Here is a 23,040-nt window from a genome sequence, read left to right on the forward strand (position 1 = left end):
GAGCGCGGTTTGCCAATGCCCAAAGGCAGCATCAACGGGTTGGCAACGGTTCTACCGCCCGCAGATTTCTACCCGGCATCGGAAAAAATTTCGGGGCTGACGTAGATTAGCGGTCATGACAGGCTGCTAAAATGAAGATAACAAACTGTAAATTAAGCAAAAAAGCACAGAAGACTACTCAGATATTTTGTGCCGGAAGTTACCGCCGTTCGGCTGCCGATGTCTTGGGTATCCGGCCCAACACCGCCATACTCTTTTACCGCAAAATCCGCCTCGTCATCAGCCGTCATTCGGCCTTGGAGGCCGATCAGGTTTTTGAAGGTTCCGTAAAGTCAGATGAGCGCTGCTCCGGCGGTAAGCGCAAAGGAAAACGCAGCACAGGAGCCGCAGGCAAAGTGGTGGTTTTCGGTATCCTCAAACATGGCGGCAAGGTTTATACCGTGGTCGTGGATAACGCCAAAAAAGAGAGTTTGTTGCCTGTTATTGCGAAGAAAATCATGCCGGACAGTGTGGTGTATACCGACAGTTTAAGCAGCGATGATGTCCCGGATGTCGGCGGTTTTCACCACCATAGGATTAACCACGGCAAGACATTTGCTCAGAGGCAAAACCACATCAACGGCATCGGGAATTTTTGGAATCAGGCCAAGCGTGTGCTGCGCAAATACAACGGAATCGACCGAAAGTCTTTTCCCCTATTCTTGAAAGAATGCGGGTTTCGTTTTAACTTTGGCACACCAAGTGAGCAGTTGAAAATCTTGCGGGATTGGTGTGGTATTTAGGGCTAAGCTACTTCAACCCCTATTTAAAAGATATTTAAAAGGCCGTCTGAAATTTTTTCAGACGGCCTGCTTTCAGTTTTACAGCAAACCGCAATAACAGGCAGAGACCCGGCAACATCGGGGGGAGGTCGAACAGCACCGGGCGGCAAATTAAAGCCGCCCTGCGCCTGTTTTTCCGTGCAACGCGTTGCCGGTGCCGCTAAAAGCGGCGGAGCCGGACGCAACGGCCGTAACGGGTAGCGTGGTTCCGTAAAAAAGCAGGCAGGCCGTCTGAAACGTTTCAGACGGCCTGAATCTTTGCAGAAGGCAAAAAGTTATCACAGGAAGTATTTCTGCGCAGGCGGAAATTCAGACGCTTGGCATTCAAATATTTGTTTAATGGATATTTCGATGCTTTTATCTGAGCCTGCCTGTGCGGGCATAACGGTGTGGAACCTTTCAGACAGCATGAAGGCGTTTGGGCAAAGCCCGGCCGGTTTTACAGCAGCCCTTCTATGGGCAGGATGGAGAGTATTTTCACGGTGATGCGCTTCCAAAAGCCGGCTTCGGGTTCTTTTTTGGAAACGGTGCGGTCTTCGGGATCCTGCCATTGCAGTTTGCCGTGTGGATCAAGGGTAACTTTGTAGGCATAGGAGGGGGTGTTTTCGACCAGCCTGCGCTGCATATCCTGCGCCAGCGGGAGGCTTTCGATAACCACCCCCATTTCGGTGTTGAGCCTTGCGGAGCGCGGGTCGAGATTGAACGAGCCGATAAATACGCGCTGCCGGTCAACGATGAAGGTTTTGGCGTGCAGGCTGGTGGAAGAGCTGCCCGTCAAACCACGGTCTTTGGTTTTGGGAACGGCGTGGACGGCTTTGAGCTCGTATAAATCGACACCTGCTTTAAGCAGGGGCTTGCGGTATTTGGCATAGCCGGAATGCACGGCGGCTACATCGGTCGCCTGCAGGGAGTTGGTCAGCACGGTGATGCCGATGCCTTGTTTTTTTAAGTCGGCGATGGCTTCTGTGCCGGATCGGGTGGGCACGAAATAGGGCGACACCAAATAGATTTCTTTTTCGGGCGTGCCCAGGGCTTCATCGATTTTATCGCTGATTTGCGGTTTGCCGCGTGTGCGGTCGAGTGCTTTGGCCGGGTCGTCGCTGACGAGTTTGGTTTTGACGTGCCGCCATTGGATGCGGTTGTTTTTGATGGCTTCAAACAGTTGCGACTGTTCTAAATCGCGGCGGTAGCGGGCGAGGGTTTGGCTGCGGTCGTTATCGCTGATTTCAAGCTCTGAGCGGCCTTTCTCTATGTTGGCGCGGCGCACGATGCGCTCGAAAGGGTAGGCCGATTCGCTTGCCCAGTAGCGGTCGAAATCTTCGGAAACTTCGGTTACTACGCGGCCGGTGGCGAGAATGTCCACATCGGCAAAGGCGGTGTCTTCGCTGATGTTGAAATATTCATCGCCGATGTTGCGCCCGCCCACGATGGTGGCGTGGTTGTCGGCGGTGAGCGATTTGTTGTGCATGCGGCGGTTGAGGCGTGAAAAGTCGGTGAGATAGCCCAGCGCGCGCCATTTGCGCACCAGAAAGGGGTTGAACAGGCGGATTTCGATATTGGGGTGGCTGTCGAGCGCGGCGAGTATGTTGTCCAGCCCGTTGGTGTTGTTGTCATCGAGCAAAAGCCGCACACGCACGCCGCGCTCTGCTGCGCGGTGCAGCATATTGAACAGGATTTTGCCGGAAACGTCTTTGTGCCAGATATAGTATTGCAAATCGAGCGTGTGCTCGGCTGCGTTTATCAGGGTGGCGCGGGCAACGAAAGCATCGTGTGCATCGTTGAGCATATAGATGCCCGAAGTGTCGGGCGCCAAATCGGCCCGGCCTGCTTGTGCGGGTGTGAGCGCGGCGGCCAGGCGGGGGGAGGCGGGCACATCGAGATATTGGCTGACGGTGCGGTTTTCCAACGAAGGAAGGCTCATGCAGCCGGTGAGCACAGCGGGCAGGGTGAAAGTGAATAAGATATTATGCGGTTTCATGTGTTTTAAGGGTGTTCAGACGGCCTGAACACGGTTTTGTTGTTGCGGGGTATTTTACCCTTTTTCGGCACCAACCAGATTTCGGCCGTCTGAACGGTGCAAACGGGCGAATATCAGGCCGGAAACAAAGGTAACGGCACCGGTGGCGGCAAAGGTGCAGCGGAAAGCGGTGTGCAGATTGCCGCCGGCGGGAATGTTGCGGCTGAACCATTGCAGCATCAGCGCGCCCAGTGCGATGCCCAAAGCTATGGCAAGCTGTTGGTTGACTGCCATCAGGCTGTTGCCGCTGCCGGTTTGATGGGGGCGCAAGTCGGCAATTGTGAGCGTGTTCATGGCGGAAAACTGTATCGAATTGCACAGGCCTATGCCCGACAACAGCAGCACCCACACCCACCAAGCCGCATCGGCGGGCGGCAGCGCGAGGGTGGCAATCAGCAGGCCGAGAATGCGGGTGTTGCCGATTAGCACCCTGCGGTAGCCCAAGCGCGTCATCAATGGTTTGATCAGCGGTTTGGCCAATAGCGAGGCCAGTGCCATCGGCGCGAGCAGCCAGCCCGACAGGCCGGCACTGAAACCGAGTGCAACCTGAAACATCAGTGCCAATAGAAACGGAGCCGAGCTGATGCCCAGGCGGCTGGCCAGATTTCCGCCCAGCCCGATGCGGAATGTGCGCACTTGAAACAGGTGGTCTGCGTAAATCGGGTTTTTACTGTGTGTGGCGTGTATGCGGTAAAGCCATAACGCCGATGCCCCAAACGCTGACAGCAGGCCGGAAAACGGCAATGCCCGGGGGTGGGTGATGATTTCCACCGACAAACTCAGGGCGCAGGCCGCCGCGGCAAACAGCAGAAAGCCCACTGTATCGAAGCGGCCTTTTTCGCCTTTGATGTTGGGCATCACCTTCAAAGACAGCCAGATGCCCAACGCGCCGATGGGCAGGTTGATCAGAAAAATCCAATGCCAACTTGCATATTCCACCAAATAACCGCCCACCAGCGGCCCCAGTATCGGGCCGATCAGGGCGGGCATCACGGCATAGTTGATGGCATTGAGCAATTGGGCTTTGCTGTATGCCCGCATCAGCGTCAGCCTCGGCACCGGCGCCAGCATCGAACCGCCCAAGCCCTGCACCACCCGCGCCAGCACCAGCATGGGCAGGTTGGGCGCTGCGGCACACAGCAGAGAGCCGGCCATAAACAGCCCCAGGGCGGCAACAAACACATTGCGTGTGCCGAAACGGTCGGCCAGATAACCGCTCAAAGGAATCAGCAGAGCCAGGGTCAGCACATAAGCAATCACCGCCGACTGCATATTAAGCGGCGATTCGTTCAGCCCGGCAGCCATTGCCGGCAGCGCGGTGTTGAGTATGGTGGTGTCGAGCATCTGCATGAAGATGGCAACGGCCAGCAACAGGGGCAGGTATTTGGAAGGAGCGGGCGGGGCGGTCATGGCGCGGTTGGAGGCCGTCTGAAAACATACGGGCGGCGTTTTGCCGAAAGCGCAATTGTACGCACAAGTGCCGCAGTTTGGCACATTGGATACCGGGTTTTCTTGGGTTTCACAGGCCTATATCAAATCGGTTCGGTCTGCCGCCGGCATTGCCGGAGCCTGCCTTGTTTTGTTCGGAAACACTCCTGCCCGCATCGGGTTTTACCCTGTTTTGATTCGGTTTGGCCGTAAAACCCAAACAGGCCGTCTGAAAACATTTTCAGACGGCCTGCCTTGAAGCGGCGTTATAGCTGTTCGTGTTCGGTTTTGCCGCCTTTGGCCGTGTCTGCAATGATTTGTACGGGAAAAAACAAGTGCAGGGGGTTGGCTTTGATTTGCAGCCAGGTGCTTTTTAAGAGCTTGGGCACGCTTTCGATATGGGTACCGCGGGCGCGCAGGGCAACGGTGAGGGCGAGGGCGAAGCTCACCAGCAGATTGACCAGGCCGATCAGCAGCACGCCGGCAAGGGTAATCATAAAGGCACCGAAACCGAGGTTGCCGCTCACGGCGGCATAGCCGATATTGGCTGATGAAAACGCCACATGGCGGATATCGAGCGGCAGATCGAGCAGGTGGCCGATATAGCCGGTCATGCCCAGCAGCATACCGAACATGAAATTGCCCATCATCGAGCCGTAGTTGCGGTGGATATAGTCGCCGAAACGCTGCCGTGCACGCAGCGGCAGCGTTTTTCTGAGCAGCGGGTTGACGGTGAGGCGGCGGCGCAGGTCGAGATAATCGGCGCGGTTGTCGAAAAAGCCCGCGATGATACCCGAGCAAAACAGCCACACGCCGGCAATGGCGGCATACCACAAGGTAGGCTCGGTAAACGGGCGCACCGATTTGAGTTGGTAGGCAACGTTGCCGGCATCCAAAATCGGTGTGCCGGTGTTGGCGGCAAACGCTGCCGAAACCAGCGCGGCCAGCAGCAGGGCCACGGCAACATTGCCGAACACGGCCACGCTTTGCGAGCGCACCACATCGATCAGCAGCGCGGCCAGTTTCACATCAACGGCGCGGCCTTTCTCGTTGTGTTCCACCTGTTCGGCAAAGCTGGCGGCGGTCATGGCGGGCTGTTTGGTAGCAACGGTCAGGCCTAAGAGTTGGATGGCCATGAAGCCGAGGCCGTAGTTCAGGCCGCTGAGCAGCGAGGTGGCAAATTCGTTAAAACCCATGCTGCCGATATGGATTTTGTTGAGCGCCATTAAGGCAATCAGCACGCCGCCGCCGGCTGCCGAGCGCAGCATGGCGAAATATTCGCTGCGGTTGCGGGTGATGTAGTGTCCGCCGTGGTTGCTTTTGTTTTCGGTGATGCTTTTGGCCAGCATTTTAACGCTGCTGTGCCACAATTGGTGGGTGCTGCGCTGCCCGACTGCGGCGGTGGTCATCGATTCGAGCAGCACGGCGGTGTGGTAGGCGCGGCGGCGGCCGGTTTGGATATTCAGCAAAAGCTCGAGCCGCGCTATGGTTTGCGCCAGCCTTTCGATGAGATGGGCAACTTTCACCGATGAGCCGGAGCCCGCGCCCGTGCCGCGGCGGCGCAGGCGTTCGATCTGGCTGCGGCATTGGTCGAGCATCACTTCGATATGGGCGGTGTCGTAAGGAGCGGTTTCGGTTTGGTAGTGTTCGGCCAGTTTGGCGGTTTCGCGCTGGAGGGCGATAAAGGCCGAGTTGGTGTCGAGCAGGCGCGGCTCGATGCGGATTAAATCCTGGTCGAGTGCTTCGGCCGCCACCCACACGGAAAGCATTTCCAGGGCATGCAGGCGCGCCTGGGTGAGCTGGCGCGCGGCCGTCTGAACGGCGGCAGCTTCGGCATGGCGCCGCATCAGGCGGTAAAGTTTCAGCCATTGCCCGGCCGACACGGCGGCCAGCCATTTTCCATCGTTTTTCGAGTGGAAGAGATAAAGAAAAATATCGCGCAGGTTCTCTAAGTCTTTATAAGAGGGGCTGAAGCGTTCGTAAAGCCGCATTCCCATTTCGCGCGCAAAGCCGCTGCGCGAAAAAATACCCAAACCCACCAGCGCGGGATAAATGCGCACTTGCGCAAGCCAGGCGTAAAAGCGTTTGGCAAACCGGCTGCACAGGGTTTCGTTTTCGCCGAACACTTCAATCAGCGTATCAAAGCGTGCCGGAGCGTATTTGGCACCGCCCTTGCGCAGAAAATCGGTTAAGGCACTGAGCACGGCTGCAAAGTCGGGGTTGTCGGCGTGTTTGCCCAATAGGGCGTAAAGTGTGGTTTTAATGTTGTTTTTTTTCATCTCGGTTGGTGTGGGTGAGGGTGTTTCGGCATTAAATTTCGGGCCGTTTCGGCAAAATTGCAACCGTTGCAGAAAAGATTGCCGGTCATTCATGTTGCGCGGCCGAAATGCCGGCGGGCTGCGGCCAGGGCCGTCTGAACCATATTGCCGCTGTTGCCGTAGGGGTCGATAACCGTGTTTATCGGGGTTTTGCGCAGCCAGGTGAGTTGGCGTTTGGCAAGTTGGCGGGTGGCGGCGGTGCCTTTTTCAACGAAATCGCGATAGCTGCACGTGCCGGCCAGATAATCCCACGCCTGGCGGTAGCCCACGCAGCGCATGGCGGGCATATCGGCACTGAGCGCGGGATACTCGCTTTGCAGCCGCTGCACTTCGTTTAAAAAGCCCTGCTCCAGCATGGCGGCAAAACGTTTGCCGATTTGCGCATGCAGCAGGGCGCGGTTTTCGGGAATCAGCGCCACGGTGTGCAAATCGAGCGGCGGGGCGGGTTTCTGCCGGCCGGAGAAATGGCGGCTCAAGGGCTTGCCGGTGATGATGAACACTTCAAGCGCGCGCTCGATGCGCTGGCTGTCGGCAGGTTTCAGACGGCCTGCGGTTTCGGGGTCGGCCTGTTGCAGGCGGCGGTAAAGGTGTGCCGGCCCGTGTTTGGCTTTTTCGGCCTGCAGGGCGGTGCGCACGGCGGGGTCGGCTTCGGGCAGGGCGCTGAGGCCGTTGGTAAGGGCGTGGAAATACATCATGGTGCCGCCCACAATCAGCGGCAGCCTGCCGCGCGCGCGGATATCGTTTACCAGCCGCACGCAGTCGCGCACAAAATCGGCGGCGCTGTAGGCTTCGAGCGGTGAAATGATGTCGATTAAATGGTGGGGGGCGGCGGCGCGTTCGGCGGCGGTGGGTTTGGCGGTGCCGATGTCCATGCCCCGGTAAACCAGCGCAGAATCGAGGCTGATGATTTCCACGGGCAGGCAGAGGGCAATCTGCAGGGCGAGGCCGGTTTTGCCGCCGGCGGTGGGGCCGAGCAGGGCGAGGGCTTTGGGAGCGGTCATCGTTGCGGGCGGGCGTGCAAAAGGAAGCGATTATAACAAAAGGCCGTCTGAACACTTTCAATTTTTCAGACGGCCTTTTGCCAAGCAGGTTTGCTTCATGTACGATGATCTTTACTGCCGCGCATCGGGCGTATCGGGCGGGCAGGGGGTGTGCAGCATCGTGTTTGCATCGCCTGAACCAACGCATGGAACCGCCGGGGCGCAGCCTTACGCCCCGAAACCGGTTTGATGGACAACGCTTCGGGCCCGGATAGGCCGAATATTTAAACCGGACAGCAAAGCCGTGGGTTCGCGGCTCTGCGGCCGTCTGAAAGCAAAGTGATGAAACCTGCAAAATTTTTCAAACTCGCCGCTTCGGTGCTGCGCCGCCTTGACCTTCTGCTGCCGCCGGAAACTGCCGAACCCGATTGGCGTGCCAAGGCTTACCGCTGGCAGAGCATAGGCCGGCGGGGCATACTCGAGAGCCTGCCCGATCCGCACACGTTTGCGTTGGCGCGCCTGGCAGCGGTGGATGCGCAAATGCAGCGGCTGGTGCGCAACACCCGGCAGTTTCTGGCCGGCCGCCCTGCCAACCATGTGTTGATGACGGGCGCGCGCGGCACGGGCAAATCATCGCTGGTGAAGTCGCTGCTGCACGAATACGCTTCAGACGGCCTGCGCCTGATCGAGGTGGATAAAAGCGATTTGGTTACGCTGCCTGCGTTGTTGGCCGTGCTGGCAAAACGCCCCGAAAAATTTATTGTGTTTTGCGATGATTTATCGTTTGAGAGCGGCGATGCGGGCTATAAACCCCTCAAAACCGCGCTTGAAGGCGGCCTGTCGCAACACTGCGCCAACGTGCTGGTGTATGCCACTTCCAACCGCCGCCACCTGATGCCGGAATATATGGACGAAAACGCCGTTGCGGCAGGCGGCCGGGGCGAAGTGCAGCCCAAAGAAGCGGTGGAAGAAAAAGTGTCGCTTTCCGACCGCTTCGGCCTGTGGCTGAGCTTTTACCCGTTCGACCAAAACGACTATCTGCAAGCCGTGGAAAATTGGCTGGCCGATTTCGGGCTGCCGTTCAACGAAACTGCCCGCCGCGCCGCGCTCGATTGGTCGCGCATGCGCGGCAGCCGCTCCGGCCGCACCGCCCGGCAGTTTGCCTGCGATTGGGCGGGCAGGCTGCCCGATGAGCGGGTTGCAGATTGATTCGATAATGGGTTAGAGAGGCTTCGGCGGACAAATAGTGCCGGCCTGAATGCGGCCTATCGTTTAATGTGTGGGCAGCAGCAGCGGCGTATCAACACGGTGTTTTCATGATTGTCAGGCCGTCTGAAAGCAGAGGGTGTTTCAGACGGCCTGACAATCAGGTTTGTTGGAACGGCATTATTTTTCAACCAAATAACCGTTTTTCTGAATATCGCCCAAGCAGTTGGTCACGATGTCGTACACCACGGTGTGGAATGCGGCAGCGAAATTGCTCCGATGGGTAAGACCCGGCGGCGGAGCTTTGTTGCCGATATTGGAAACAATGGTATGGGGGTAGGTTTCAGAAAGCAGCACTTGGTTTTTATCCGGACAGCTGCAGGTGAATGGGTAGTGGTTCTGCACGGTGCTGCCCGAGAGGCCCGGCGTAAACCCGGTTTCAGCCTCCGCCCGACTGCTTGGCCGATGCCGGCAATATTATTGCGGGAGATTTTCAGCGTGTTTCCTGCCTGATCCTGCACCACGGCGATTTTGGTGTGCTGCAAAACGGCATTCGTGATTTTGAATAATTCGGCAGAGCCCGCCGGCAGCGGTTTGCCGTTGCGGAAAAATTCGGTTTCAAGCCGCACCGGATGGAGCTGAGCAGAGGTTTGCAGGTCGCTGTCTTGATATTTGCGGTATTGGGGCGGGATGTAGGTTTGAACACTGATACACGGGCTGGCCGGCAAAACAAAAGGCAATATAAGGTATGAAGTTATTTTTATGGTATTCCTGCTTTTTAAAGGCCGTCTGAACAACAAGTTTCAGACGGCCTGTTATTTAAAACCCACAATCAGAAGCTCTGCACGGTGGCGGCGATTTCGGCTTTGCACTGCTCGAGGGGAACGTGTTGGAGCTTGGCCGCCCTACCAGCGCGCCGAAGCCCACCGAGGCTTTGATGCAATGGATTTTATCGGCCTGCAGCGGGATGGCGATGCCGCGCTTCACTTCGATAGCGTTTGCCTCCGAATGCGGTATCCAGACTCGGGTTGTTGCTGAATCCGACCACACCGGCGGTTTCTTCGGTATTGGGCCGAACAGGCCGCCTTTATATTGGCCGCCGCTGTTACCGAACACACTTGCATTGCCGGAATATTCCGCGCCGTTTAAGCGGCCTGTGTGAAGTGTGATGTCGCGGCGCAGGCCCGGCATGGTGATTTCCCCGCTCACAGTTTTGCGCCCGAAATCCACATCGATACGGCTCTTGCCGTCAGTAATGATGTCGCCGGTGAGGCTGTCGTTGCGCACGGCGTTGCCGTAGTAAGTGGCTTTACCCAATGTAGGGATGTTGCTTTCGGGAGTAAGGTTGCCTTGATAGTTGATTTCTTGAACACGCTTGCTGGTGTTTACCCATGTTCCGTAGAAAGAATGATCTTGGTTTAGGCCGACCAGTTTTCCATCGGTTGTTTGGGTGTTGAGAAAACCTTTGTTTGGGTGTTGAGAAAACCTTTGGATCGTAAATCTAAATTGATGAGCGTGCCATCAGGTGTTCTGAGTATTTTCGGGGCGGCTTATGCACTTTCGACCATTGCGTTTTGGTTGGGTGTCGAGGTGGTGGTGCCGGCAGAGGTGTCGGGGGTGCTTTCAGGCGCAACCGCTGCGGTATCGTTGCCTGCTGTCTCTTCTGCGCTATTGTTTTCGGTGGTTTGGGTGCCCGCAGTAGTATTATTGTTTAAGTTGGCATGAGATGTTTCGGCCACCCGACCCGCTGCCGCCGCTTCAGCAGGCAGCGAGCATCAGGGCAAGAAAAGCGGCGGTATAGATTTTTTTCATATGTTCAGTTCCTTTCGGGTTGTTTTGTTAAGGTGGAAATACAGCGTAAAGATTATTTCATTTTTTCAACGGGTTATTTTATTCTCTTGATGTTTGTAAAGTATGTCCATGATTTTGTTATGGAAATAATTTCTAAAAAAAGGCGCATAAAACAGATATTTATTTAAACGGGATAAAACCGCCATAAAAAACGGCAGGATGCGGCGGTGGTTTTCAGACGGCCTTGTGCGGCGTTGTCATCAAATATTTTCCAACTGCCGCAACAGGCATATCGGCCGAAGCAATGGCCCGGCGGCGGGGCAGATTGTTTCGGCGGGGTTGCGCCCGCAAAGGCTTTGCGGCCGTCTGAAAACCGGATGGCGCATTCCTTGTTTCGGCGGCGTTATGTTTGACGGTTATATCGGCTCTGCCTGCGGCTTGCAGCCGTGTATCGGTAATGCGCCTGCTGCGGCGTTATAGAGCGAATCTGTTTCCCTCCGTTACGGCATGGCTGCGTTTGGGCGTTTGGGTTTAAAGAAAGCGGCTTTGTAAGCCCCACCCGGGGCGGCAACCGCACCGTTTTTTCACCGCCTGCACCGGGCCCGGCGTTGACAATAAAGCAGCTCCGCTATGGCGGATTTCATAGGCCTTATTGCATGAAAAATCCCTGTATCGCTTGATGGATACAGGGATTTTGACGGAAGGCCGTCTGAAAGTCTTTTAAAGGGGGTTAAAAATAACCATTAGCCGAATTTCGTTTGCAATGCTTGCAGTGCTGCATTCAAACAATCTTCCGCAGAAAGCGCGGCAGTATCCCCGAGTTTGGGCAGGGTATGCAAATCCAGTATATATTGCGCTTCATCTGTGGGTATGCCTTGGATAAAAGACGGTTTTACTCGGTATATTTCCAATCTGAACAAACATGCATAAAACTCCCCGTTTGTTCATCAGCCATGTTTGGCGCCTCCCGCTGCTGATTCCGAAGCCGGCCTTATGGCGCACCGTGAAACCGGCCGAGCTTGAAAGCCGGCCTAAATAGGCGCAAAATATTTGCCGTTTTCTGCCGCTGCGCGGATTTTGCCGCATTTTTTGCGTCTGCACGGCGGCGGCACTGTTAAGCAATGAAAGAGAACCATGAGCAACCCACTACACCCCGAAACGTTGGCCATACGCGGTGCAAAAAGCCAAACCGAATATAACGAACACAACCAGGCTTTGTTTTTAACCAGCAGTTTCACATTCGACAGCGCGGCACACGGCGCGGCACTGTTTGCCAAAGAAGTGGAAGGCTACACCTATTCGCGCACCGCCAACCCCACCGTGTCGGCATTTCAGCAGCGCGTGGCCGCTTTGGAGGCTGGCGAGAGCGGCATCGCCACCGCCACGGGCATGGCAGCGGTTCAGGCAGCGTTGCTCACCTTTCTGAAAGCGGGCGACCATCTGATTGCTTCCCGCAGCCTGTTTGGCACCACGGCGGGTTTTATCGGCGGCATCGTGTCGAAATTCGGCATCGAAGTTACGCTGGTGCCGCAAACCGACACCGCCCAATGGCGCGCGGCGGTGAAACCGAACACCAAAATGCTGTTTCTCGAAACACCGTCCAACCCCCTCAACGAGGTGGCCGATCTCGAAGCCCTGGCCGCGATTGCCCGTGAAGCGGGCGCGCTGCTGGTGGTGGACAACAGCTTCTGCACGCCCGCCGTCCAGCAGCCGCTGCGTTTCGGTGCTGATTTGTCGGTGCAGTCGGCCACCAAGGGCATAGACGGTCAGGGCAGGGTGCTGGGCGGCATCATCGCGGGGCGCAGCGCGCTGATTAAAGAAATCGCGCTGTATACCAATTCGGCAGGGCTTGCGCTTTCACCGTTTAACGCATGGGTGTTGCTCAGCGGCGTAGAAACCCTGTTTGTGCGCATGGAAAAACAGGCCGTCAACGCAGCGCAGGTAGCGGCCTGGCTGCGCGCTCAGCCGCAGGTGAAAGCGGTGCACTATGCAGGTTTTGCCGACCACCCGCAGGCGCAATTGGTGCGCAAACAGCAAAGCAGCGGCGGCATTGTGGCGGCTTTTGAAGTGGAAGGCGGGCAAGAAGCCGCTTGGAAGATTATCGATTCGGTGAACGTGTTTTCCAAAACTGCCAACCTGGGCGATGTACGCTCCACCATCACCCACCCCTGGACCACCACCCACGGCAGAATGAGCGCAGAAGCCAAGCTCGAAGCCGGCATACGGCCCGGCCTGCTGCGCCTGTCGGTAGGCTTGGAAAATGTGCAGGATTTGATTGACGATTTAGCGCAGACACTGGCATAAAACAGGCTTTCGGGGATGGTGGTTTAAGGCGGCTGACCACAACAATCTTAGGTGGGAGAGACTTTGTGTTTTAGTTTCAGAGCCATGCCGCCGCTTCGGATAGGAGTTCTGCCGAAGGTTTTGATTTTTTATTTTCAGACGGCCGGATACCCGTTGTGGTGCGATGGTGCGGGAGGCGGTGTATCTTTCTGTTCCGAAAATGTAAGAGACTGTCTGAAAAACAGAAAAGGTGAAAATATGGATGAAGCGGTGTTTGCTGATTGGGCGTTGAAAATCTGCCTGGGCGGGCTGGTGGTTTTTTTGGGATTTATCGTTTGGAATCTGGGTAAGGAATCGAAAGCGGGAAAATTCGGTATGTTTGTGCTGTTTTTGGTGTTGGGGCTGGGTGTGTTCGGCTTTCTTTTCAAAAATGTGTTAATCGAATTTTTGGTGTTGTCGAAATAATGGTGGGGCACTTAGGGTTGCAGCAGCTGCGCAGACTGTGAACGATGGGGCTTTGCGCCGTTGGCAGGAGCTTGCGGCTTGGGGGGCATTCGGATTGCAGCACAGAGGCTGCCGTTCGGTGAACGGTATTGCCAACGATAGTTCCAAACGGTTGGGCACGGTTTTGGGTTTGAGGGCGCGGAACCCGGCTGCTTGGTATGGTGAAATGGTTTTCAGGTGATTGAAAAATGGGCATCTTTTGGCAGTGCGGCCGCTTCAATATTGATTTGTCGCAGCCGAAAATTATGGGCATTGTGAATCTCACGCCAGATTCTTTTTCAGACGGCGGCAGCTATTCTCAAGATACCGGCACGGCTTTGCGCCACGCCGAGCGGCTTTTGCGCGAGGGTGCGGATATGCTCGACATCGGCGGCGAGTCCACCCGCCCGGGAGCCGATGCGGTGCCGCCTGAAACCGAATGGGCACGGGTGGCGCCGGTGTTGAAAGAATTGGCCTTGTGGAATGTACCCGTGAGTTTGGATACCCGCCGCACCGCTGTGATGCGGCGGGCGCTGGAGCAGGGCGGGGTGGACATCATCAATGATGTGTCCGCCCTGAATGATACCGGCGCGGTGGCGTTGATGGCGCAGCAGCCTGCCACGGGCATTTGCCTGATGCATATGCAGGGGTTGCCGGCCACCATGCAAAACAATCCTCAATATCAAGATGTTGTTTCCGAGGTGGCATGCTATCTTAACGGGCAGGCGGCAGTTTGCGCCGCAGCCGGCATCGCGCGCAGGCGCATTGTTCTCGATCCGGGTTTTGGATTCGGCAAAAACCTGCAACACAATACTGCGTTGATGCGGCATCTGCGCAGCCTGATGGCGCAAACCGGGCTGCCTTTGTTGGTGGGGGTGTCGCGTAAGCGTATAATCGGCGAGCTGACGGGCGAAACAGATGCTGCGGCGCGCATACACGGCAGCGTGGCGGCGGCATTGGCGGCGGCGGCGCGCGGCGCACAAATTCTGCGGGTACATGATGTGAAAGCTACCTCAGATGCGCTGAAAGTTTGGCAGGCATTGGGTGTGGTTGAAAACGGGGAGAAGGCCGTCTGAAAGTCGGATTGCCATCACATCGGAAACAAACCGAACATTTCTTAGATGGAAAACTTGTTTTTGTGTTGCCTTTGCAACATTAAACGAACACAACCCGAAAAAATATTTGACGGCCGCTGCGTAAAAAATGATAATACACCAATCAGGTTGCAATGCAGCTTGATGTTTTCTCCTCTATTTCTCCTTTGTAGACTTGGCGCATACCTTAACCGGATATGCGCATTTTTTTTGCCTGCGATACCGCCCCGCTGTTCGTTTGCGAACAGGGCAGGCCGAAAAAGGTTTCGGAAAAGTTTATATGTATATTGGATGTTAAAACCGGCAGGGTTTTCAAATACGCAGGATATATCATTCATCTGCCTTCAAATAATGGCAGCATTGGCGTGCCGCTGTCTTGTTTGTATTGCCCGCTGCTTCAACAGCCGGCAGAAACCCGTGCCCTTTGAATTGAAATAAAGCAATATTGAAATAAAGCAATTCTGCAGTAGAATTAAGCGAACCTGCTATAGTGTATTTAATTTATAAATGTATAGCAAAAATAAAATACTCGGATTGTAAAATAAAATAAGCAGAATGATTGACTCGGCTGCAACGCTTCGGCATAATCCGCCCGTTGACTGATTTCAGTAGTCAGTTGATAGTTTCTCCTCTATTTCTCCTTTGTAGACTTGGCACACATTCTTGCGAATGTGTGCATTTTTTTGTCTATTAACTTGGCGGTTCGGTTTTGTTGTTTTATGTTCCATTGCGAATGGTGCTGTCTGTAGGCCGTCTGAATAATGCCGTTTGAAAAATTTTCAGGTGTTTTTTGCAACTTCCCTATGTAAAACGGCTTTGAAATTTTCTTTCCCGACTTTATATCGCCGCCTCAATTCCGATAAGAAAGTATTGTTATGACCAATCTCTACCAACCCCTGCTGCGGTATTTGCTGCAGTAATTCGTATCCGGCCATTTTAACCGCCGTGAAGACGAGCTGGGCGGCATGGAAAACCGTTTGCGTTTTCCGCCGGCTGTGGTTGATGCCGTTATCGCTGCCAAAACCGCCCGCCGGCGCGATGATTTTATTATCGGCTACCGTCTCTCGCCGGAAGAGCCGCAGGAAAACGGCATCACCATGACCGATACGTTTGCGCTGGCTGATACGCTGAAAGCCCGTGCGTTGCAATATCTGCATGTATCTTTGTGGGATTTCCACAAAAAGGCCCGCCGTGGTGCCGACAGCTGCCGCAGCCGCTTGGATTTGATTCACGAGCGCATAGGCGGCGCATGCCCGCTGATCGGCGTGGGCAATTTATTCACGGCCGATGATGCGCTCAATGTACTCGATACCGGCTGGGTGGAATTTGTCGGCATGGGCAAAGCCGTGTTGATTAATTCCGACTTCGCTACGCTGATTTACCAAGGCCGCGAAGCCGATATCGCTACCGAAATCGATTCCAGCCATGCCGACCGTTGCGGCTGCCCTCGCTCAAAGGCAGGAAAGATGATGGGAAACCGTTGGATGCAGGTTGATGGTTTAATGTAGAGGCCGTTTGAAATTTCTGTTTTTCAGACGGCCTTTATTTCGGTTATTCTGACAATAAGCGCATTTTTCTGTTTTTTGCCTGTTGTTTCGCTTCGGATTTTGCTAAAGTTTGGCCGTTTAAATCCAGTTTGGGAAAAAACAGCAAGTCGCACACGGCAAGGCGGTGTCAAACTGGATTTAAACGGCCAAACTTTTGCTTTATTGTTGTCTTTAAATATTGAATTATTAAATTATTGGTTATGAATGAAGTTTTAGATTTAATCCGCACCGAATCTGCCGCCGTGGTGGCTGAAACGCTGGATTTTTTGCTTTATGAGTGCAGCTTGGACGAAGCGCCTTCGCGTGATGAGGTGGCATTATGGTGCGGTATTCTGCAGGCACGCGGCGGCAGATTCGAGCGTTTGGCGCAAACTTGTCGAATCTGGTTGGAAGAAGAGGCACTTTGATGCAGATGCCCAATAACCGTTTTGTGCCGCTGGCCGTGATGTGGTTTGCCGCCGCGGTGTATTTACTGCTGTTCAGAGAGGGCGGCAGCGATGTGCCGCCGTTTGCCCATTTTGACAAAGTGGCGCATTTTGCGCTGTTTTTCGCCCAGTTTTGGCTGCTGGCCAAAGCCTTTATGCACGACCGCCTTGCCATACCTTACCGTTTGCTGTTTGTGTCGGCCGTGCTGGCCGCAGCGGGCAGCGAAACGGCACAGGCTTTATTTACCCGTACGCGCGAGGGCAGTATTGCCGATGGGTTGGCCGACATTCTGGGTGCGGGCGCGGCACTGTGGCTGGCGTATAAAGTTTCTGCAGCCAAACAAGCGGTTCAAAAAAAACGCTTGACGCTGATAAGGCATACTGCAAAGCCGCAAGGCCGTCTGAAAAAATCAGGATGTTTCATTTCGGCAGAAAACAGGCGTTTATTGTTGCCGTTCCCGCCGGTTTTCACAACACCGACCACCGCGCCGAAGAGCGTGCGCCGGTTACGGAAAACGGCTGCGCAAGCCGCTCCGCCCCGAAATCATTGGCGGCCGCGGCAGAGATTGCCGAAGGGCGGCGGTTTCGGTTTGCCCTGCGCAAGATTCGGGTAGTGGCCGAAATCGGTATCAGTTGCCAATATAAACGAAAAAGGCTGCCACTGCCGCAGGCCGTCTGAAACTGAAAACCGGGAATGTGCAAATTCCTACAGGTATCGGCACGGCCTGCAGCCCGATTTGGGAATAAGTATGATGGAAAGCGGGAAGTTTAAAGCGGCAAACAAAACGGGGGCTTCGGCCTCTGTTTTGTTTCTGCTATCATTTGCTGTCGCTGTTTTGAAGTGTGCTGTTGAAGCCAACCCGCTTTGTTTTCGGTATCGGACAACGGGCAGGGCAGACAGTAAGCAGCCGACTCTGCCGCCGCTTGGGCAGCCGGCAAAACCGTTCTCTTTGAACCGCAGTGCAGCCGTGCGGTAACGGAAATCAAGCGGGCTTGCTGTGTCTGTATTATCTTAGACGGTTGCCTTGTGTATTGAAAATCGAATTAACCATCAAACTGCCGAACCGGAAAGGATCAAACATGAAAGTTGCCATCATCGATTACGGCATGGGCAATCTGCATTCAGTGCTGAAATCGGTGCAGGCTGCGCAAAAACTGGCAGGGGTGAACGCGCAAATCGTACTCACCGGCCATCCCGAAGAAGTGTTTGCGGCCGACAAAGTGGTCTTTCCCGGGCAGGGGGCCATGCCCGACTGCATGGCAGCGCTGCAACGCAGCGGCTTGGGCGAGGCGGTTTCAGACGGCCTGAAAAACAAGCCTTTTTTCGGCATCTGCGTGGGCGCGCAGTTATTGTTCGACCACAGCGAAGAAGGCAACACCGCCGGTTTGGGCTGGTTTGCGGGCAAGGTGAAGCGCTTTGCCGCCGGCCGCTGCGGCGATAACGGCAGCAAACTCAAAGTGCCGCATATGGGCTGGAACACTGTGCGCCAAACACGGGCGCACCCGCTGTTTGCAGATGTTGCCCAAAACACACGGTTTTATTTTGTGCACAGCTATTATTTTGTGCCGGCCGATAAAGATATTGTGCTCGGCACCAGCGAATATCCCGATGAATTTGCCTGCGTTGCGGGCAGGGATAATGTGTTTGCCACCCAGTTCCACACCGAAAAAAGCCACGAAGGCGGGCTGCTGCTGCTGCGCAACTTTCTCCGCTGGAACGTTTGAAATTGTGTAGAATACAAGCTTTTCAGACGGCCTTAAGGCCGTCTGAAAAGCCTGAAAACACGAGGAAATAAAATGCTGCTGATTCCCGCAATCGATTTGAAAGAAGGCCGCTGTGTGCGCCTGAAGCAGGGGCTGATGGACCAGGCCACCGTGTTTTCCGACAACCCCGCCGAAACTGCGCTGTATTGGTTCAAACAAGGTGCGCGCCGCCTGCATTTGGTGGATTTGGACGGTGCGTTTGCCGGCAAACCGCAAAATCTCGAAGCTGTCGGCAGCATTTTGCAGCAGGTGGCCAAAGAGATTCCCGTGCAGCTTGGAGGCGGCATCCGTGATTTGCACACCATTGAGAAATATCTCGATTTGGGGCTGACCGATGTGATTATCGGCACTGCGGCCGTGAATAATCCCGAATTTGTGCGCCAAGCCTGCAGAGAATTTGCAGGCCGCATCATTGTGGGGCTGGACGCAAAAGACGGTATGGCCGCAATCAACGGCTGGGCAACCGTTACCCCGCATCATGTGGCCGATTTGGGCAAACGCTTTGAAGACGATGGGGTAAACAGTATTATCTATACCGACATAGGCCGCGACGGCATGATGAGCGGCGTAAACATCGAAGCCACCGTCAAATTGGCCGAGGCTGTGCGCATTCCCGTGATTGCATCGGGCGGGCTGACCGGCTTAGACGATATCCGAGCTTTGTGCGCCGTAGAAAAAAGCGGCGTGGCAGGTGCTATCACCGGCCGTGCCATTTACGAAGGCAGCATTGATTTTGCCGAAGCACAAAAGCTGGCCGATGCGCTCGCGGGGCAGTAGGCGAGCGGCGTTGCGGCGGCGCGGTGTGAAAACGGTGTTCCGCACAAACTGAATCCGCATCAAACCGCATTGCGGCTTGCGCAGGCCGTCTGAACGGCGGCCGCGCAACCGGAAAAACGTAAAAAAATATTTTTGACAACAGGTTAAACTGTATTTTAACAAAAAGGGGTAAAACTATGTTTCAAGCATTTGTTTTGGGCTTTTGGACGCTGTGGTCTTCAAGCCGCGATATCCGCGCCGTCAGCGAAGGGCTGGCCTTCACCATCATCAGCATATTAATCAGCATGGGTATAGATTTCGCGCTGCCGCAAATCGATGCACAATGGTGTGTGGTGATGGGTATTTTATGGGCTTATGCTTCATTGCTGTTTGCCGTTGTCAACCGTGTGGCCGGCAGCTTGATGAGCACCATGTTGCTGGCTGCGGCAGGCGCAGTCGGTTATTACCAGCTTCTCGAGCATCTGCCCCATTGGGTGTCGGGCTTTATGGCCTGAAAAACCGTTTGAGCAAAACACGCCCCAACTGCCCGGCAAGATGATTTTGAAGTGAAAGAAAAAATCGAGATGGTTTTTGTCAGCTCTTTGGCAGAAAGCCAAATCAGCAGCGTGCAGCAGAAAATACGCGATACAGGCCTGGCCGAAATGGTGAAAATCCTGCCTTTCCAACCGCTTGCCGAAATCTATCCGGTGATAGATATTATGGTGCCGCCCTCGCGTGTGGAGGGGTTTGGTAGTGGTTGAAGCCATGCTGGCAGGCTGCTGCGTAGTCCGCAGCAACACGGGCGGGGCTTATAATCAGATCGATCACGGAAAAACCGGCTATATTTTTGAAAACGGCAATATCGGGCAGTTCGGGCAGTATCTGCATGAGTTGGTTGCGGACCCGGAAAAAAGAGCCGGGTTTGCCGCAGCAGGCCGGCAGAAAGCACTGGCATCGTTTACCGGCGAGGTGATGGCGAAAAAAACATTGGGTGTATCACGATTTGCTCGGCGGCCGTTAAACATCTGTCAAACGCCCGCAACCACAGCCCGCTTTCAAATATTTTGCCGGAAACGCACAACCCGGCTGCGGGGCTTCATACCAACCAGAGGCCGTCTGAAAACCATCATGCCGTTTTTCAGGCGGCCTGTTTCGGAACACACGATATGGCATTAGCAAAACGCATTATCCCCTGTTTGGACGTTGATAACGGCCGCGTGGTCAAAGGTGTGAATTTTGTCGGCCTGCGCGATGCAGGCAACCCCGTTGATGTGGCCAAACGCTATAACGATGAAGGTGCAGACGAATTAACCTTTCTCGACATTACCGCCAGCAGCGACAACCGCGACACCATTTTGCACGTTATCGAAGAAGTGGCCTCGCAGGTGTTTATCCCGCTGACTGTAGGCGGCGGCGTGCGCAGTGTGGCCGATGTGCGCCGTCTGCTCAATGCCGGTGCCGATAAAGCCGGCATCAACACCGCCGCCGTTACCCACCCAGAGCTGGTGAACGAGGCGGCCGGTTTTTTCGGATCGCAGGCGATTGTGGTGGCGATAGATGCCAAAGCCGTCAATCCCGAAAACACTCGTTGGGAGGTATTCACCCACGGCGGCCGCAAACCCACCGGCATCGATGCGGTGCAGTGGGCGCAAAACATGCAGGCGCGCGGCGCAGGCGAAATCCTGCTCACCAGTATGGACAGGGACGGCACCAAGGCCGGCTTCAATCTGCCGCTCACCCGCGCAGTGAGCGAAGCAGTGGATATTCCCGTGATTGCTTCCGGCGGCGTGGGCAATGTGCGGCATCTCATAGAAGGCGTGAAAGAGGGTAAAGCCGATGCGGTGTTGGCGGCCAGTATTTTCCACTTTGGCGAAGTGGGCATACACGAAGCCAAACTGGCCATGCGCGCCGCCGGCATCGAAGTGCGCCTGTAAGCCTTAAAACCATGATCAAACGTATTTTATTTAAGGCCGTCTGAAAACAGTTTCTGCAACGCGTTTACAACCGCAAAACCGATATTCAAGCTGCTGCAATCTTTCAGACGGCCTGCAACCGATTCAAAAAAGGACAGCCACCATGCCAGCCTACCGCTCCAAAACCTCCACCCACGGCCGCAATATGGCCGGCGCCCGCGCATTGTGGCGCGCCACCGGTGTGGCCGATGAAGATTTCGGCAAACCGATTATCGCCATCGCCAACTCGTTCACCCAATTCGTGCCCGGCCATGTGCATTTGCACAATATGGGTCAGATGGTGGCCCGCGAAATCGAAAAAGCGGGCGGCTTGGCCAAAGAATTCAACACCATTGCGGTGGACGATGGGATTGCCATGGGCCACGGCGGTATGCTCTACAGCCTGCCCAGCCGCGATTTGATTGCCGACAGCGTGGAATATATGGTGAATGCCCACTGTGCCGATGCGCTGGTGTGCATTTCCAACTGCGACAAAATCACCCCCGGCATGCTGATGGCCGCTATGCGCCTGAACATCCCCACCGTGTTTGTTTCGGGCGGGCCGATGGAAGCGGGCAAAGTGATCGGCGTGGCCGATATCGTTGACGGGCGCAAGCTCGATTTGGTCGATGCGATGGTCGATGCCGCCGATGATAACGTAAGCGATGCCGCCGTTGCCGCGGTAGAACGCTCCGCCTGCCCCACCTGCGGATCGTGTTCGGGCATGTTTACCGCCAACTCGATGAACTGCCTCACCGAAGCGTTGGGGCTGTCGCTGCCCGGCAACGGCTCGCTGCTGGCTACCCATGCCGGCCGCAAAGCACTGTTTCTCGAAGCAGGCCGTCTGATTGTGGAAATTACCCAACGCTATTACGAACAAGACGACGCGAGCGTGCTGCCGCGCAGCATCGCCACCAAAGCCGCGTTTGAAAACGCCATGAGCCTCGATGTGGCGATGGGCGGCTCTACCAACACCGTATTGCACTTATTGGCTGCCGCCAACGAAGCCGGAGTGGATTTCAAAATGGCCGATATCGACCGCATCAGCCGACAAGTGCCGTGTTTGTGCAAAGTTGCCCCCGCCACCCAGAAATACCATATGGAAGACGTGCACCGCGCCGGCGGCGTGATGGGCATTTTGGCCGAACTTAACCGCGCAGGCCGTCTGAACACCGAAGTTTCCACCGTGCATGCGCCCACGCTGAAACACGCGCTGGCGCAGTGGGACGTGATGAATCCCGCCAACGAAGCGGCGCACGCGCGTTACAAAGCTGCACCTGGCGGCGTGCGCACCACCGAAGCATTTTCGCAAAACCGCCAGTGGCCGAGCCTGGATTTAGACCGCGAAAACGGCTGTATCCGCAGCAAAGAGCACGCCTATTCGCAAGACGGCGGCTTGGCCGTGCTGTTCGGCAACATCGCCGAGCGCGGCTGCGTGGTAAAAACCGCCGGCGTGGACGACAGCATCTTAAAATTCACCGGCCGCGCCCGCGTGTTTGAAAGCCAAGACGCTGCCGTGGCCGGCATTCTAAACAACCAAATCGCAGCCGGCGACATCGTGGTTATCCGCTACGAAGGCCCCAAAGGCGGCCCCGGTATGCAGGAAATGCTCTATCCCACAAGCTACCTGAAATCGAAAGGCTTGGGCAAAGCCTGCGCCCTGCTCACGGACGGCCGTTTTTCAGGCGGCACCTCCGGCCTGAGTATCGGCCACGTTTCCCCCGAAGCGGCCGAAGGCGGTGCCATCGGCTTGGTGAAAGAGGGCGACACCATCGAAATCGATATCCCCAACCGCAGCATCCGCCTGGCCGTATCCGATGAAGAACTGGCCGGCCGCCGCGCCGCAATGGAAACGCGCGGCGCGAAAGCATGGCAACCCGAAAACCGCGACCGCTGCGTTTCCGCCGCCCTGCGCGCCTATGCCGCGATGACCACTTCCGCCGACACCGGCGCTGTGCGCGATGTGGCGCAGGTGGAGCGGAAATAGTTTCAGCGCATAAAACAAGGGGCATCTCTTTCAATAAAGGAATGCCCCTTGTTTTATCGGGTCGGAAAGCAAAATATTTTCAGACGGCCTGAAGTCTCGGCAGAATCAGCTTGGCGTAAGCCCTTTCATTTTTGTTACGGCGTTGCTGCGCCCCAGCCCAAAGAGAACGCTTTGCCGGCTGAAGCGGT

The 23,040-nt window shown here is 55.6% G+C and carries 23 protein-coding genes and 1 pseudogene; 17 read left to right on the forward strand and 7 right to left on the reverse strand.

What is annotated here, in order from left to right:
• Window positions 1-131 precede the first annotated feature (131 nt).
• Window positions 132-782 (forward strand): IS1595 family transposase, encoded by a 651-nt coding sequence (locus H7A79_RS01485; RefSeq protein WP_187000837.1) that lies wholly within the window; start codon window positions 132-134, stop codon window positions 780-782.
• A gap of 478 nt (window positions 783-1,260) precedes the next feature.
• On the opposite strand, the gene H7A79_RS01490 is transcribed toward H7A79_RS01485, so the two are convergent.
• Both H7A79_RS01490 and H7A79_RS01495 read right to left on the reverse strand, forming a co-directional pair.
• Window positions 1,261-2,799, reverse strand: a complete 1,539-nt coding sequence (locus tag H7A79_RS01490) for a phospholipase D family protein (RefSeq protein WP_135036415.1) — start codon at window positions 2,797-2,799, stop codon at window positions 1,261-1,263.
• Window positions 2,800-2,853: 54 nt separating this feature from the next.
• Window positions 2,854-4,248 (reverse strand): MFS transporter, encoded by a 1,395-nt coding sequence (locus tag H7A79_RS01495; RefSeq protein WP_187000838.1) that lies wholly within the window; start codon window positions 4,246-4,248, stop codon window positions 2,854-2,856.
• A gap of 55 nt (window positions 4,249-4,303) precedes the next feature.
• Here H7A79_RS01495 and H7A79_RS01500 point away from each other — a divergent pair, with 55 nt between their 5' ends.
• Window positions 4,304-4,525, forward strand: coding sequence for a hypothetical protein (locus tag H7A79_RS01500; RefSeq protein ID WP_187000839.1), 222 nt, complete (start codon window positions 4,304-4,306; stop codon window positions 4,523-4,525).
• 7 nt (window positions 4,526-4,532) lie between these two features.
• Here H7A79_RS01500 and H7A79_RS01505 read toward each other — a convergent pair whose 3' ends face one another.
• Together H7A79_RS01505 and miaA are read right to left on the reverse strand one after the other, a co-directional pair.
• A complete protein-coding gene (locus H7A79_RS01505; protein WP_187000840.1) occupies window positions 4,533-6,545 on the reverse strand; it encodes a site-specific recombinase in 2,013 nt (670 codons plus the stop codon).
• An 89-nt stretch (window positions 6,546-6,634) separates the two neighbouring features.
• Window positions 6,635-7,585, reverse strand: coding sequence for a tRNA (adenosine(37)-N6)-dimethylallyltransferase MiaA (gene miaA, locus H7A79_RS01510; RefSeq protein ID WP_187000841.1), 951 nt, complete (start codon window positions 7,583-7,585; stop codon window positions 6,635-6,637).
• A gap of 97 nt (window positions 7,586-7,682) precedes the next feature.
• Between miaA and H7A79_RS01515 the strand changes: the two genes are divergently transcribed.
• Together H7A79_RS01515 and H7A79_RS01520 are read left to right on the forward strand one after the other, a co-directional pair.
• Window positions 7,683-7,814, forward strand: a complete 132-nt coding sequence (locus tag H7A79_RS01515; protein ID WP_281384951.1) for a hypothetical protein — start codon at window positions 7,683-7,685, stop codon at window positions 7,812-7,814.
• A 92-nt stretch (window positions 7,815-7,906) separates the two neighbouring features.
• Window positions 7,907-8,773 (forward strand): ATP-binding protein, encoded by an 867-nt coding sequence (locus H7A79_RS01520; protein ID WP_187000842.1) that lies wholly within the window; start codon window positions 7,907-7,909, stop codon window positions 8,771-8,773.
• A 177-nt stretch (window positions 8,774-8,950) separates the two neighbouring features.
• Here the strand turns inward: H7A79_RS01520 and H7A79_RS01525 are convergent, their stop codons facing one another.
• From H7A79_RS01525 to H7A79_RS01535, 3 genes are all read right to left on the reverse strand, one after another.
• Window positions 8,951-9,175, reverse strand: coding sequence for a hypothetical protein (locus H7A79_RS01525; RefSeq protein ID WP_187000843.1), 225 nt, complete (start codon window positions 9,173-9,175; stop codon window positions 8,951-8,953).
• 414 nt (window positions 9,176-9,589) lie between these two features.
• The gene (locus H7A79_RS01530; RefSeq protein ID WP_187000844.1) at window positions 9,590-10,087 is read right to left on the reverse strand and encodes a HupA family protein; all 498 of its coding nucleotides are present in this window, start codon (window positions 10,085-10,087) and stop codon (window positions 9,590-9,592) included.
• Window positions 10,088-10,320: 233 nt separating this feature from the next.
• Window positions 10,321-10,509, reverse strand: coding sequence for a hypothetical protein (locus H7A79_RS01535; RefSeq protein ID WP_187000845.1), 189 nt, complete (start codon window positions 10,507-10,509; stop codon window positions 10,321-10,323).
• A gap of 1,186 nt (window positions 10,510-11,695) precedes the next feature.
• On the opposite strand from H7A79_RS01535, the gene metZ reads away from it, so the two are divergent.
• The 13 genes and pseudogenes from metZ (at window position 11,696) to ilvD (ending at window position 22,852) form a co-directional block, all read left to right on the forward strand.
• Window positions 11,696-12,865 carry an O-succinylhomoserine sulfhydrylase gene (gene metZ, locus H7A79_RS01540; RefSeq protein WP_187000846.1) on the forward strand — a complete coding sequence of 390 codons (1,170 nt, stop codon included), beginning with the start codon at window positions 11,696-11,698 and terminating at the stop codon, window positions 12,863-12,865.
• A 237-nt stretch (window positions 12,866-13,102) separates the two neighbouring features.
• Window positions 13,103-13,309: a DUF2788 domain-containing protein gene (locus H7A79_RS01545; protein ID WP_187000847.1), complete on the forward strand. Its 207-nt coding sequence runs from the start codon at window positions 13,103-13,105 to the stop codon at window positions 13,307-13,309.
• A 227-nt stretch (window positions 13,310-13,536) separates the two neighbouring features.
• The gene (gene folP, locus H7A79_RS01550) at window positions 13,537-14,403 is read left to right on the forward strand and encodes a dihydropteroate synthase (protein ID WP_187000848.1); all 867 of its coding nucleotides are present in this window, start codon (window positions 13,537-13,539) and stop codon (window positions 14,401-14,403) included.
• Window positions 14,404-15,398: 995 nt separating this feature from the next.
• On the forward strand, window positions 15,399-15,929 hold the full coding sequence (locus tag H7A79_RS01555; RefSeq protein ID WP_246408017.1) for an oxidoreductase: 531 nt from the start codon (window positions 15,399-15,401) through the stop codon (window positions 15,927-15,929).
• Between the two features lie 239 nt (window positions 15,930-16,168).
• Window positions 16,169-16,375: a dioxygenase gene (locus H7A79_RS01560; RefSeq protein WP_135036446.1), complete on the forward strand. Its 207-nt coding sequence runs from the start codon at window positions 16,169-16,171 to the stop codon at window positions 16,373-16,375.
• Window positions 16,375-16,734 (forward strand): annotated as a pseudogene (locus H7A79_RS01565) (VanZ family protein); the annotation flags it as partial. The gene H7A79_RS01560 and the pseudogene H7A79_RS01565, both read left to right, overlap by 1 nt.
• 739 nt (window positions 16,735-17,473) lie before the next feature.
• The gene (gene hisH / locus H7A79_RS01570) at window positions 17,474-18,118 is read left to right on the forward strand and encodes an imidazole glycerol phosphate synthase subunit HisH (protein WP_187000850.1); all 645 of its coding nucleotides are present in this window, start codon (window positions 17,474-17,476) and stop codon (window positions 18,116-18,118) included.
• 72 nt (window positions 18,119-18,190) lie between these two features.
• On the forward strand, window positions 18,191-18,934 hold the full coding sequence (hisA, locus tag H7A79_RS01575) for a 1-(5-phosphoribosyl)-5-[(5-phosphoribosylamino)methylideneamino]imidazole-4-carboxamide isomerase (RefSeq protein WP_187000851.1): 744 nt from the start codon (window positions 18,191-18,193) through the stop codon (window positions 18,932-18,934).
• 176 nt (window positions 18,935-19,110) lie between these two features.
• A complete protein-coding gene (locus H7A79_RS01580; RefSeq protein WP_187000852.1) occupies window positions 19,111-19,428 on the forward strand; it encodes a multidrug transporter MatE in 318 nt (105 codons plus the stop codon).
• 69 nt (window positions 19,429-19,497) lie between these two features.
• Complete coding sequence (locus H7A79_RS01585) at window positions 19,498-19,674, forward strand: hypothetical protein (RefSeq protein WP_214646395.1); 177 nt, start codon at window positions 19,498-19,500, stop codon at window positions 19,672-19,674.
• Between the two features lie 4 nt (window positions 19,675-19,678).
• Window positions 19,679-20,089: a glycosyltransferase gene (locus H7A79_RS01590; RefSeq protein ID WP_353663638.1), complete on the forward strand. Its 411-nt coding sequence runs from the start codon at window positions 19,679-19,681 to the stop codon at window positions 20,087-20,089.
• Window positions 20,080-20,847, forward strand: coding sequence for an imidazole glycerol phosphate synthase subunit HisF (gene hisF, locus H7A79_RS01595; RefSeq protein ID WP_135036463.1), 768 nt, complete (start codon window positions 20,080-20,082; stop codon window positions 20,845-20,847). Before H7A79_RS01590 ends, hisF begins: the two co-directional genes overlap by 10 nt.
• A 142-nt stretch (window positions 20,848-20,989) precedes the next feature.
• Window positions 20,990-22,852: a dihydroxy-acid dehydratase gene (ilvD, locus tag H7A79_RS01600; protein WP_187000855.1), complete on the forward strand. Its 1,863-nt coding sequence runs from the start codon at window positions 20,990-20,992 to the stop codon at window positions 22,850-22,852.
• The last annotated feature ends 188 nt before the right edge of the window (window positions 22,853-23,040 follow it).

The organism is Neisseria musculi (genome assembly GCF_014297595.2).
GTDB classification, from domain to species: Bacteria; Pseudomonadota; Gammaproteobacteria; order Burkholderiales; family Neisseriaceae; genus Neisseria; species Neisseria musculi.

Bases quoted from the DNA above. Each gene is read 5' to 3' on its own strand.
- H7A79_RS01545 (WP_187000847.1), top strand. From the start codon at position 13,103: ATGGATGAAGCGGTGTTTGCTGATTGGGCGTTGAAAATCTGCCTGGGC.
- H7A79_RS01495 (WP_187000838.1), bottom strand. From the start codon at position 4,248: ATGACCGCCCCGCCCGCTCCTTCCAAATACCTGCCCCTGTTGCTGGCC.
- hisF (WP_135036463.1), top strand. From the start codon at position 20,080: ATGGCATTAGCAAAACGCATTATCCCCTGTTTGGACGTTGATAACGGC.
- H7A79_RS01560 (WP_135036446.1), top strand. From the start codon at position 16,169: ATGAATGAAGTTTTAGATTTAATCCGCACCGAATCTGCCGCCGTGGTG.
- H7A79_RS01580 (WP_187000852.1), top strand. From the start codon at position 19,111: ATGTTTCAAGCATTTGTTTTGGGCTTTTGGACGCTGTGGTCTTCAAGC.
- H7A79_RS01590 (WP_353663638.1), top strand. From the start codon at position 19,679: ATGCTGGCAGGCTGCTGCGTAGTCCGCAGCAACACGGGCGGGGCTTAT.
- ilvD (WP_187000855.1), top strand. From the start codon at position 20,990: ATGCCAGCCTACCGCTCCAAAACCTCCACCCACGGCCGCAATATGGCC.
- H7A79_RS01490 (WP_135036415.1), bottom strand. From the start codon at position 2,799: ATGAAACCGCATAATATCTTATTCACTTTCACCCTGCCCGCTGTGCTC.
- hisH (WP_187000850.1), top strand. From the start codon at position 17,474: ATGAAAGTTGCCATCATCGATTACGGCATGGGCAATCTGCATTCAGTG.
- H7A79_RS01520 (WP_187000842.1), top strand. From the start codon at position 7,907: ATGAAACCTGCAAAATTTTTCAAACTCGCCGCTTCGGTGCTGCGCCGC.
- folP (WP_187000848.1), top strand. From the start codon at position 13,537: ATGGGCATCTTTTGGCAGTGCGGCCGCTTCAATATTGATTTGTCGCAG.
- H7A79_RS01585 (WP_214646395.1), top strand. From the start codon at position 19,498: ATGGTTTTTGTCAGCTCTTTGGCAGAAAGCCAAATCAGCAGCGTGCAG.
- H7A79_RS01485 (WP_187000837.1), top strand. From the start codon at position 132: ATGAAGATAACAAACTGTAAATTAAGCAAAAAAGCACAGAAGACTACT.
- metZ (WP_187000846.1), top strand. From the start codon at position 11,696: ATGAGCAACCCACTACACCCCGAAACGTTGGCCATACGCGGTGCAAAA.
- H7A79_RS01505 (WP_187000840.1), bottom strand. From the start codon at position 6,545: ATGAAAAAAAACAACATTAAAACCACACTTTACGCCCTATTGGGCAAA.
- H7A79_RS01515 (WP_281384951.1), top strand. From the start codon at position 7,683: ATGTACGATGATCTTTACTGCCGCGCATCGGGCGTATCGGGCGGGCAG.
- hisA (WP_187000851.1), top strand. From the start codon at position 18,191: ATGCTGCTGATTCCCGCAATCGATTTGAAAGAAGGCCGCTGTGTGCGC.
- miaA (WP_187000841.1), bottom strand. From the start codon at position 7,585: ATGACCGCTCCCAAAGCCCTCGCCCTGCTCGGCCCCACCGCCGGCGGC.